Source organism: Chitinophaga sp. Ak27 (genome assembly GCF_012726295.1).
Lineage (GTDB): Bacteria > Bacteroidota > Bacteroidia > Chitinophagales > Chitinophagaceae > Chitinophaga.
Genome location: NZ_JABAOB010000003.1, coordinates 778469 through 790323, shown reverse-complemented (window position 1 = coordinate 790323; position 11855 = coordinate 778469). Strand labels below are relative to the sequence as shown.

8 protein-coding genes, 1 tRNA gene and 1 pseudogene are annotated in these 11855 nt (G+C 44.5%); 8 read left to right on the top strand and 2 right to left on the bottom strand.

What is annotated here, in order from left to right; genetic code table 11:
- Nucleotides 1–159: 159 nt before the first annotated feature.
- Nucleotides 160–993, bottom strand: a complete 834-nt coding sequence (locus tag HGH90_RS14515) for a rhomboid family protein (RefSeq protein WP_169191389.1) — start codon at nucleotides 991–993, stop codon at nucleotides 160–162.
- Between the two features lie 319 nt (nucleotides 994–1312).
- On the opposite strand from HGH90_RS14515, the gene HGH90_RS14510 reads away from it, so the two are divergent.
- The 3 genes from HGH90_RS14510 to HGH90_RS14500 all read left to right on the top strand — a co-directional run bounded on the left by HGH90_RS14510 (nucleotide 1313) and on the right by HGH90_RS14500 (nucleotide 2034).
- Nucleotides 1313–1564: a hypothetical protein gene (locus tag HGH90_RS14510; protein ID WP_169191388.1), complete on the top strand. Its 252-nt coding sequence runs from the start codon at nucleotides 1313–1315 to the stop codon at nucleotides 1562–1564.
- Between the two features lie 58 nt (nucleotides 1565–1622).
- A complete protein-coding gene (locus HGH90_RS14505; protein WP_169191387.1) occupies nucleotides 1623–1970 on the top strand; it encodes a hypothetical protein in 348 nt (115 codons plus the stop codon).
- Nucleotides 1961–2034: transfer RNA gene (locus HGH90_RS14500), tRNA-Asp, on the top strand. Before HGH90_RS14505 ends, HGH90_RS14500 begins: the two co-directional genes overlap by 10 nt.
- Nucleotides 2035–2715: 681 nt before the next feature.
- On the opposite strand, the gene HGH90_RS32270 is transcribed toward HGH90_RS14500, so the two are convergent.
- Nucleotides 2716–3120, bottom strand: a complete 405-nt coding sequence (locus tag HGH90_RS32270) for an integrase core domain-containing protein (RefSeq protein WP_169191386.1) — start codon at nucleotides 3118–3120, stop codon at nucleotides 2716–2718.
- 129 nt (nucleotides 3121–3249) lie between these two features.
- Here HGH90_RS32270 and HGH90_RS14490 point away from each other — a divergent pair.
- The 5 genes and pseudogenes from HGH90_RS14490 to HGH90_RS14470 all read left to right on the top strand — a co-directional run.
- Nucleotides 3250–3666 (top strand): annotated as a pseudogene (locus HGH90_RS14490) (hypothetical protein); the annotation flags it as partial.
- Between the two features lie 431 nt (nucleotides 3667–4097).
- Nucleotides 4098–5939 (top strand): type VI secretion system Vgr family protein, encoded by a 1842-nt coding sequence (locus HGH90_RS14485; protein WP_169191384.1) that lies wholly within the window; start codon nucleotides 4098–4100, stop codon nucleotides 5937–5939.
- Between the two features lie 5 nt (nucleotides 5940–5944).
- Nucleotides 5945–7291, top strand: coding sequence for a hypothetical protein (locus tag HGH90_RS14480; RefSeq protein ID WP_169191383.1), 1347 nt, complete (start codon nucleotides 5945–5947; stop codon nucleotides 7289–7291).
- A gap of 30 nt (nucleotides 7292–7321) precedes the next feature.
- On the top strand, nucleotides 7322–7657 hold the full coding sequence (locus HGH90_RS14475; protein WP_168762112.1) for a DUF3592 domain-containing protein: 336 nt from the start codon (nucleotides 7322–7324) through the stop codon (nucleotides 7655–7657).
- A gap of 12 nt (nucleotides 7658–7669) precedes the next feature.
- Complete coding sequence (locus HGH90_RS14470; RefSeq protein ID WP_169191382.1) at nucleotides 7670–11851, top strand: DUF6531 domain-containing protein; 4182 nt, start codon at nucleotides 7670–7672, stop codon at nucleotides 11849–11851.
- Nucleotides 11852–11855: the final 4 nt, after the last annotated feature.

Sequence of the window (11855 nt, the reverse complement as noted above, 5' to 3'; positions counted from 1 at the left end):
TTGGTATCATCCGGCTTTCCCCATTGCGTTCACGAAAATAAATAATGTGGGGGATAAACTGATATACAGTGAGCCTCCGGCATTTACCTGACCAGGAGATGCTGCCTGTACCGATGCGGGTATTGGCAGTATTTTATCAGGTAAAGGCCGGAGGTTTTCTCAGTTGATCTGTTGTGAATATCTTTCGAGTTTCTCTCTTTCAGCTTTAGACAGGCTGTTGATTCCCTTTTGGTGGATCTTCTCTAAAATGGCATCGAGTTCCTTTTGCCGGTTGGCCCTTTCAAAAACATACCTGTCATCGATATCTCCATGTTGTTTGTGGAAGAAATTATCCACCAGGAGTACGTGGGGTTTGGAGATGATGATATACATAAAAAAAATGCAGGGCACCATAATGGTGATACAGGTAGCCAGGTTTGCCAGCATAGCCTGTGGCGCTATGATTGCCGCCAGCCCCATGCCTACCAAAGCTCCGCCGAGATGGGCGTCATGGCCTATATTATCGCGGCGGGAGGTAATACCGTAAATTGCGTAACCCGTATACAAAATACCATAGAGCCAGCCAGGTATAGCCAGGAGGCCAAAGAAGCTCACTTCCATGCCCGGGAACAGCGCAATGCAAGCGAAGATGACTCCGCAGATAGCCCCGGAGGCCCCAACCGAACTATAATCGCCTGCATGCCGGTGTATAAACAGCGAGAGTAAGTCGCCGCCGATCAGGCTTCCGAAATAGATCAGCAAAAAAGCACCTGCTCCCAGGTCGGCCTCCAGCAGCCAGCTAAAGGCCAGCAATGACAACATATTAAAGATCAGGTGTTGCCAGTTGACGTGAAGAAAGCCGGAAGTCACCAGCCGGCGATACTCCTTAAACAATAATATCCTTTCTACCCTGAAAGCGTATTTATCGAAGAAAGCGCGGTCTTTAAATCCTTTTATAGAGAAAATGAAGTTGGCAAGGGCAATAGCCAGGCTTATCATTCCGGTGTTATTCATGGATCAGGGAATTTTTTATGGGTCTGATGTCGGGTATATAAGTGACATGTAAAATACTTAAAATACATTAAAATTTGCGCTAGATAACAAAGAGGTTAATTCGAAAAAACCACCTAGCTTTAAGGTATACTTCTTTACTTCATGTATCCCAAGCGATATTGCCTGTATCTCTTACTGTTGCTGCTTTTTTCCTGCAAGCCCGGGACGAAGCACCAGAACGGCCATTCCTTTTATTATTGGAAGCCCACATTTGAAATGTCTTCCGAAGAGGTAGAACAATTGAAGAGCTGGCAAACGGGCCGCATCTATCTTCATTATTTTGACGTTGACTGGAGCGAGTCGCTTCATATGGCCATTAGACCTGGCCTTCCCTGTATTTGGTTGGTATGTCTGGTTCCGTGATGGCCGGTTTAAAAGCATTGTACACCAGGAGGAACAGTTTGTGGCCGATACTACTTTGCTGACTACATCAGCGCCACATCGCTACCGCTTCCAGCGGGATACGGTGATTGACAACACTATTTCCGGGAAGGCGATCAATTACGTATTTACCTACAACCAACAAATATGAAAAAATTATCCAGGACGCCCCGCACTACTAGCTGCGAACCAGAACATATGCCGGATGAGTGCAGGTTGATGCTCATGTACCATCAGGTACTCGGGCAGGCACTGATAAAGAAATAGCGGCCCAGGCAACCATCATGCTGGCCACCTGCGACGAGGCAGTACAATTGTTTAAAACAGATACCGAACAATATTATTCTCCCTACCGGAGGCTATTGAAAACCCGTTATGGGCAAACCGAAGCCTTTGCGGCAGCTGTGACCCACTGCCCGGACATCGCTGCTTGGAACAAGAAATTTAAATTTTTTTGCAAATTTATTTGGTTGATTAAAAATAATGTTGCTACATTTGCAATCCCAATCGGGGGATATAGATCGGCCGAAAGGCTTGTCTGTAGCGAGGATCGGTAGTTCAGTTGGTTAGAATGCCGCCCTGTCACGGCGGAGGTCGCGGGTTCGAGTCCCGTCCGGTCCGCAAGGATCTTTACAAACCCGCACTAGTTGCGGGTTTTCTATTTTAAGTCGAGTATTTAACCGAGTTCCGATTAACTCTCTCTCGTTTTTTATACTACCTTATTAATATTAACTGTCATTTACAAATGATACGACTATTAATTACTGATTTTTCCTTTCTCCCTTGTCTCCGTTCTTCAAACGGCTCACTGCTTGCTTCTTGAAGGCTTCGAAATTAAAGTTTTGCTTTTCAATATTCGTATGGAAATCTAAAGTTAAAGAGCTTTTTACTGACATACTTTATGTCATAGCCTCGTGTGGCGGCTTAGCCGTGTTTTTAAACCGCATTAAACCCTCGTTTAGTAAACACTGTTAGCCATTGGACTACTTCCGAGCACTATCAGTAGAGTGCAGCTCTTCTTAAAGACTCCGCATTTCCTTTTTTAATTCTTCCCGCCTTGGTTGCGTTTTTTTTAGCTGCTGAATTATAAGCTCTGACAGAATAGACAGTAGGCACTATTTCCAGATGTATTTATTCCACCAATACCAGATCAAATTAAAAGCCCCATTCCCACTCTATTTGATAAGTTCATTCATTTCAGGGGAATAACCGCAAAACGGAATAGAGCTGGTAGGTTTACATTAATGGAATATAGTACCATGACTTCCCACATCAATCTGTTGTAAACTATGAACTAACTTTTCAGGAGTGTAACAAAAAATATGACCCATTATAGAAAAGGCAACAGAAGCTGTGTTCTAATTGTAAGCTTCCCATAAAACTAGGCCAGTCGGGATTAGAGTTCCAGATGTAATAGTCCTTGATAAAAACGCTCGGCATATTTGCTTGCGCCAGATAGCCGAGAGCCTTATGAGGCCTTTCAGTATTGTAATCTATTCTCCATTCTTCCGCCATAAGGCGAACTTCTGCAAGACTGTAGAACAAATAAGCATTTAACAGTCCTCTGCGCAGACTTCCTTTTCTTCGCTCTATAAACGCATTCTGTGTCGGTTTCCCCGGTTGGATATAAACCAGTTTAATTTCCGGTGCTGTAACGGGTCGTCCGTTGAGGCATTTGCAGCATTGAACAGCGGTATTTATTATCATAACGATTCGACATTATGGGTGAATATGTACTCCCATCTCTGGTAAATTGGAAAGTACGATCGCTTTCTTTGGAACAAAGCGGAAACTTCCCGGTTGACTCAGTTGTAGAATTTACCTTTCAAAGAGGCGAAAACGACAACGCTTACATTAAATCTATTGATTCCGAATTGGTCGAAAAAATTTGAGATGTACGTCAATGATCAGCAACAAACGATCAATGTCCGTCCAGGCACTTATCTGTCATTACAGCGGGTATGGAAAAAAAATGATAAGATCAGGTTGGTATTCCATTACGATTTTTATCTGAAGCCAATGCCCGACGATGAAAACGTTTTTGCCATTTTTTATGGCCCTGTTATGCTGGCGGCTGAAACGGATTCAGAATTCATATTGAAAGGACCCAGGGACAAAATCTTAAAAAACATAACCGTTGCTGGCGGGAATGTTTTCCAGTTGAAGAATGGAGGAAAGACTTTTGTTTTGCGCCCGTTAAGTGATATCAATCAACAATCCTATGGGGTCTATGCAATAATCAGGGGGTATTGATTGATATTTCTTTGATTTCTGCCCCTGAGAATCGATCAATTTCAGATAAAGTATTTGCAAAACGGTTCGAACATTATTCCCCACCCCGCAAAAAAGGGACAAATGATCCGCTGGATGGTTTGTCCCTTTTGCATTTTCAGCGTATTGTCCAACAGGTGAGCGATGCGTGCGACGGATTGGAAGTATCCATCGGTGGGGCAAAAGTAAATACAGTGACACCATATTTCATCCCCACACGGCTGCTTACACCTTTGCTGTATTGATTTTATAGTGATGTGCCTGTTTTTATAGCTACCAGGACATCAGTTTGGTATGCTAACAGTCTATAAAAAAGTTCACCTTTTCTGCACATAATTTCTGTTATTTAATGTAGTTTTATCGTTTGAAAAACCGTTCACCATTTAATAGTATTGAGTTAAACCCGTTTCTTTATGACCCAGTTAACAGATGCCATATTTAGTATTAATGGTAACCCAGTATCTCAATTCAGAACCTTTGCCCTGAAACAAAGCATTTTTGATCACCACGAATTTGAATTGGTTTGTCCCGCCCAGACAATAGATGGTGTAACAGGTATTTTTACCTCATCGAGAGACCTGATAGGCGCGTTGTTCAGTGCACATATTTCAGGTGTTGGACTGAAAGGTGATCTCGCATTTAATGGCATTGTAACCAGTGTGGAGACCTCCCGTCTTAACGGTGAATACGGAGACGTTATTATTGCCGGATATAGCCCTACTATTATGCTTGAGAGCGGCCCTCACTGCAAAAGCTGGGAGAACAAGGCAGTAAAGGATATCGCACAAGATGTGTTGAAATATTTCCCGCAAAATGTATTATCACCTAAATTACAGCCTTTATCCAAGGAAAATCTTGAATATACCGTACAATATAAGGAAACAGCCTGGTCATTTTTAAAACGGCTGACAGCAGAAAATGGTGAATGGCTTTTCTGGGACGGCCAGGGACTGGTAGTAGGACCCCCAAAAGGAGATATTAAAACAACGTTGTTATATGGTAGTACGCTCAGTCATTTTGCCATCAACCTGAATGCAAGACCTACCCAACGTCAATACATCGGTTGGGATTATAAAAATAGCCAGTTATATACCAGTACCCCACAAAATGATGCCATTGGCCAAAAGGCAGGGCTTAATGCATTGGGTGAAAAAATACAGGAGAAAGCCAAAACCGTTTATGGTACGCAACCTAAACAATGGAGTTTCAGATATTCCAGCAGTAAAAAACAACAGGACGATATGGCGACTTTATACAACGCCATGGAAAGCAGCAAAATGGTGCGGTTAACTGGCAGGAGTGGTCATCCGGGTGTAGCGTTAGGGTCGATAACTGATTTAACCAATAATAATTTATTCAATGATAGTGCCGAAGCATTTGGTGAATACCTCGTGACGGCCGTAGAACACTTTGTTGATACCAAGGGTGAATACCATAATCAGTTTACAGCGGTTCCTTCTTCAGTTCATCTACCTCCCGTAACAGTTCCGGAAATTCCCGTTTGTGAAGCTCAGAGCGCTATTGTAACAGATAACCATGACCCGCAGGGATTAGGCAGGATCCGTGTAAAACTTCACTGGATGAATGGTGAAGAAAAAACACCATGGGTAAGAGTTACAACCCCACATGCCGGAGGTGGTAAAGGCCTGTTCTTTATCCCTGAAAAAGACGAAGAGGTCATTGTAGGATTTGAAGGAGACAATGCAACCAGGCCCTATATCATCGGAGCTGTATACCATAGCAAAGCCAATAACAGTTTTGGCAATGCCGCCAATGATGTCAAAGCATTGCAAACCAGAAGCGGTAATAAGGTTATCCTGAATGACAAGGATGGCAGTGTATTCGTAGAAGACAAGGATGGTAACAGCATGAAAATGGATGGCGCGGGAAATGTGCATTTGAAAAGTAAAGTAACCGTAACGATTGTATGTGGAGAAGGGGACGCTGGTAAAAGCTCTATCACCCTGAATAAAGAGGGAGAAATAACTATTGTTGCAGAAAAAGATATTATGCTGAAGGCACAAAATGTTTCTGCAATGGGCGCTAAACTGGTGACTATGGGATCTGGCAGTGGAGAGGGGGATTCCTTTAGCGGTTCCGGCTTCTCGCTAGACCCGGACAATGTAAATATCGGCGCAAAAAAGAAACTGAGCATTGCCGCAGAAACTGAAACAGAGATAGGTTGTGTTGGTAAATTAACTATGCAGGCAGGCGGCGAATCCTTTCTTAATGGTAAAAAAGTGAACATCAATTAATACAGATGGAGAATAACGCCATTACACAAAGGATACTGCAGCTAAGTGATCTGTGGAGCCAGGAAGTAAAAGATCATCCGGAGGTACGCTCATTTATCATGATGGGGGCCAACCTGGTGGAATATAAGACGATAAAGGGTTTTGTGATGTTCCAGGCATCTGTTGAGAAAACGCTGCCCGATACTTTTCTGTTGCATCAACGCCCCTTTGAAGGTGACGGTGCGACATATGCCGCTGAGTTGTTACAAAATCTCCATCAGTATTTCCAAGCGTTTAATCAGGACGCCAGCCTGGTCAAAGAGTATGGAGGAAAGATCTTGTGGGAATATCCTTACCTGGGAAAATCGGCTGTTACTCAACAGGAATTTATATCGGCCCTGACCACCTTGTCCGCTACCTTGAAGATAGATGGAAAACACAGCGTATTAGTTATTGCCTTGTTCCCGGAACAAGTAAGCGATTTTGACAAGCTGGTGGAATGGGTGTCGTTACTGACCGCTATCAAGATCCCTTCAACCATACGGTTGTTATTATATGATAACACAGAAGCGAGAATGTATGAAGAGCTCATAAAACATAATTCCACCGCACGGTATATTAAACCCGACCTGGATATTCCCGGAGCCATGAACCAGATACTGGAAGAAACAAAAGCTCAAAAAACGTCGCAGGAGGAAATAGATATTATCCAGTTCCAGCAGTACCTCATTAAACTAAATGAGGCGGCTACTTACACCAGCGAAAAGGATTTACTGTTTTATAAAGAACAATGCTGCAACATTACCAGCCGGTATCGATGGCTGCAAAGAGAGGCTATTGTTTATTTCTTTGTGCATAACTTCTACGCCTATAATAACAAAGAGAAAGCTATCGAAAGTATCAACAAGGCCATTCAACTAGCGGATGAAGCAATGCATAAGGGGCTGACAGACACTAACCAGGAGCAGTTTCACTATCGCATTGCGAAAGGCAACCTTTACTATTTCGATAAAAAACTGTCTGAAGCTGCGTCCGTGTACAAATCAGCATTGGCACTGGACGCAAAAGATGCCAACCCAATGATGCTGGCTGGCCTTTATCAGATGCTGGCTTCGTGCCAACGCCATACCGAAAGCCATAAGGCAACAGCCAGTAGCTTACTGGCAGGTTGGGAATTGCTGTCCCGGCTGCCTGAAGAAGAATTAAAGGAAAATGCAATGGCCATGTTCTATGGAAGAGATATGGTCGAATTGAATGACCCGGAGTTGAAAAAACATGAATCGTTTATGAACCGGCTTTGGGGCAACAATTGGTTGCAGAAGATCAGGAATAGCCAGGTATATCAAGGTTATACTGGAGCCGGTGAAAATTAGCCGACGGCGGATTAAAAAAGAATTTAAACCATGGAAAAATCTAAAACGATCATTTATCTCATTGTAACAGGAGTTGTCATTTCATTGGCCTATACTGCCTGGAGTTTTATCGGCCAGCAGCCCGATAAAAAGAAATACAAAGAGTATCAGCCAGTAACTGCCACCATAACAGATAAACTCGCAGGCAGAGTAAGCAGGTATGGCGCCAAGCCAACCCGTTACCACGTTGTATTCAAAACGAAAGATGGAAAAGAACATTTTGCTTCCAATATAGAACTGGGAGCCAATATGAACCCTGGCGATACTGTTACCGTTTATTACAACCCCACTAACCCTGAGGATGAAGTGGTACCACGATTACCTTAATCCAATTTTCTGATGGCATATATAAAAATAAAGAACAACCCGTTAACTCCCCACCCACCGGTTGACCCGAAACCGGTGGCCAAACATTTTGATATTGTCCTCGGACTCGATTTTCACATGCTGAAAGTGCCGTGGCCGTTCACTCCATGCCCTATCACTCCCTTTGCAGCGCTGATCTTTGATCCGTTGGATTACATCCATATCACCCTGCCTGCCATACCGGTGTATACCCCTGATAAGGGATTTGAGATTGCACGGAATGTGCCAATGGGTGGAACAGTATATTTCAACGGCATGCATAAAGGTGTTGCCCAGGGCGCACTCTGGGGGATGCCATCTGTTCCTCCCTTCATGGGCAAATTCAAAGGTCTGGGTAAAGTTGTTAGCAAACTGAATCTGCTGCATTCTGTTATACCACATCCATTATTTTTGTTGCCCAAGTTCTTTCATCCGCATGAAGGCCAGCTATCACACGGTAGTAAAACAGTGCTCAGCCAGGGCATGTATCAGAGTACCTGGCTATGTCGGGCCTATTCCTGTCAGGATATCGGGAAAATCCTGATGAATAACCCGGTTAGGGGATTCTATCTCAACTTCCTGACGGCGGTGATGGTGGTATTGCCGATAGGTAAACCGGTAATGATAGGAGGTCCTAAAGAAGAACAGCAGCTAAAGCTTTCAGACCTGATGAACGCCCTGTTTTTTATGGCGTTACTACACGGGTTGAAGTTTTCGTTGAAAATGCTGGGTAAACTATTCACCAAAATACTGGCAAAAATAGAATCCCGTCTCCCTAAATTCAGCAAGTTCAGGGCGGCTGTACAACCGGCTATCTGTAAGTATTTAGGAGAACCGGTAGATGCTGCCAGCGGTCATATGGCCAGTTACCTGGAAGGTTTCAGTTTGCCTGGCCCGATTCCCTTTACCTGGGAAGCTAATTACTACAGCGATAGCCACTACGATGGCCCGCTGGGGAAAAATATATATCATAGCTACGATATATCGCTGCTGGTAAGTGAGGAAGATGGCGCCGTAGTGATGAGCGATACTGCCGGCAGGCCGGTGGTATTCCCCATCTTGGAGCGGGGTAGCAGCTTTTACCATCCCAAGGAAAAGTATGAATTACATCGGACAGAAACGGGCGAATATTATGTAAGTGGTAAAGATCAATTACGGTATCATTTTAATCGCCCTGCCTACAATGATCAAGGACACGGTAAACTGAGCAGCATCACCAATCGTAACGGGTTTGCTATCCGCTTTTATTATAACCAGGACGGCCTGTTGGAAAAGATCATTGACAGCGTTCAGCGAAATATCCATATCCGGTATAATGAGGATCACCTGATCACCGCAGTGCAGGCCCCACACCCGCAACTGGGAGATCGCGGCATAACGGTGGAAATGATGCGTTATACCTACGACAGCAAAGGTAATCTCCATGAAATGTACAATGCAGAAGAGTATCACAATGCTTTTCAGTGGGAGAACCGTCACATCATCTCCCGCCGATTTAACGACGGCACTACGTTTATGTTTCATTACGACCGGCAGGGTCGTTGTACAGCCGCTTTGGGCCCACATGGCCTGTACAGCTATACATTTGAATACCTGGAAGGCTTTACAGTTGCCACCAATAGCCTGGGGCATAAAAAAACATATTACCATACAGGCGGTATCGTCAACAAAATAGTGAATGGCTATGGCGCCACACAACTATTTACCTACGATGAAGCAGATAACCTGGTAGCTGAAACCAATGAACTGGGCGTTGCAACTACCTATGAATACGATGACCGCGGTAATATGACCAGCCTGCAACTGCCAGGAAAGGGGGCAATACGTATCACTTATAACCAGCAACAGCAGCCTGTTAGCGTTACACAACCAAATGGAGGGATATGGCAGTATGATTATGATGAAGCCGGTAACCTGCTGCAGCACACCAATCCGCTGGGTGCAACTACGAAGTTTGAATATACTGACGGCCTGCAAAGCAGGATCATTAATCCACTGGGAGCAGTTACCCACCTGCAATATAACAGTCAGCTATTGCTGAGCGATGTTATTTTACCGAATAGGAGCAGGATCAAATATAACTATGATTTCCTGGGGCGGCTGACAGCGATTACAGACCCGGCCGGGGCTATTTCCCAGCGGGAGTGCAATCTGCTCGGCCACACGGTTCAGACAAAAGACAGTAGCGGTAATATCGTCGAACTGCAATACGACAGCATGGGTAATACCATTGTTATCAAGGACCGGCATCAGTCGGTCGCCTTTCGTTACAATTTCTTCGGAGATGTGGTAGAGCGCCGGCAAGGTAATACCGTCATTCAACTCGGCTACGATAAAGAAGGGCAATTACTTCATATTATCAATGAACACCGGGAAATCTATAGCTTTGAACTGGATGAAGAAGGTAATGTCGTTACTGAAAAAGGTTTTGATGGACTAACGCGTCAGTATATACGTAATGCGGGGGGCCAGGTAATGCGTACCATTCTGCCGGATGGCAGCCAGCAGGCCTATGAATATACCGCTGCCGGGCAGGTAGCAACAGTATATTATGAGAAAGATGGCAGCGCTGAAACCTTTGGCTATAATGCTATGGGACAGCTCATCAGTGCACAAAACAGCCATGCATCCGTACAGTTGCAGCGTGACCTGTTGGGATCAATTACCCAGGAAACCAGCAATGAAACGGTACTCAGCAGCGAATACAACCAGCTGGGGCAACGCACTGCACTAAAAAGCAGTATGGGCGCTACATTGAGCATGCAATATAACAACACCATGAGCTGGCTGGAACAAATGGAGGCGAATGGTTGGCATACTCAATTAAAATACAATAACCAGGGCCAGGTAACCGAACGATCAATGACCGGTCGCGTGACCCAACAGAATCAATACGATCTTTCAGGACGGCTGGCAGACCAGGTAACCACCCGGGGCAACAAACGGCTGCAGCGGCGCTACTCCTGGGATGGTGACCGGCTGTCGGGTATCCACGACAGCACCACCGGTGCTAAACAGTTCAGACATGATACCTATGGTAACCTGGCAGAGGTGATCTATGGTGATGGCAGCGTGGAATATCGTATGCCCGATACCGTAGGAAATCTGTTTGAAACCCCTGCGCAAAAGGACCGGACCTACGATAAAGGTGGCAGGTTGCTGAAAAGTAAAAAAGCCACTTATAAATACGATCAAATGGGCAACCTGGTACGCAAAGTAGAACTTACCGGCCGGGTATGGGAATACGAATGGAATCCCGCCGGTATGCTGTCGGGTGTATTGCGGCCAGACGGAGAGAAGGTGAATTTTAAATATGATGCTTTAGGCAGGCGGATCGAAAAACGATATAAACATACGATCACCCGTTGGGTCTGGGATGGGAATAAGCCATTGCACGAATGGAAGGAATTTGATGCCAGGGAAAGCAGTGCGGATGATTTGATCACCTGGGTGTTTAATGAAAATAATTTCTCGCCAACAGCCAAGATAAAAGGCGACAAGAAATATAGTATCGTTGCCGATCATTTAGGCACGCCCATACAAGGATATGATGAGGCCGGGGCGTTAATCTGGCAGCGGGAAATTGATAGCTGTGGAAATGTCAGGATGTTACATGGAGATGCGGGGTTTTGTGGGTATCTTTATCAGGGGCAAGTGTCGGATCAGGAAACAGGGCTGGCGTATAATCGTTTTAGATATTATAACGTGGAAGAAGGAGTGTATATAAGTCAGGATCCAATCGGGTTAGCCGCTGGAAAGTCCAGCCTCTACGCTTATGCTCATGACACCAATACCTGGGTAGATATCTTCGGATTAATCTGCAGCCATACAGCTAATAATCCTAAAGAAGCCTACGCAGCCATCAAAGACAAATGGGGGCATGAAATGTCTGCCCAGGAAATGAGAGAGCTACAAAAGACAATTGATAGAATTAAAACTAATTCTCCAAATTACAGCAATGACGGAACACCTTTTTCGAATAGCCATACAATAGGTAATCCTGATGCTCAAAGATTAAACACCTCGAATACCTACACTGAATGGACGGTTAAAACACCAGGTGTGGGAAATAATGGAGCCAGACGAATAGTGGTAAACAACCAAACAAAAGAAGCTTTTTATTCTCATGACCATTATGACTCTTATATTAAAATTGACCTATCAGGTTGGCAATAATTCA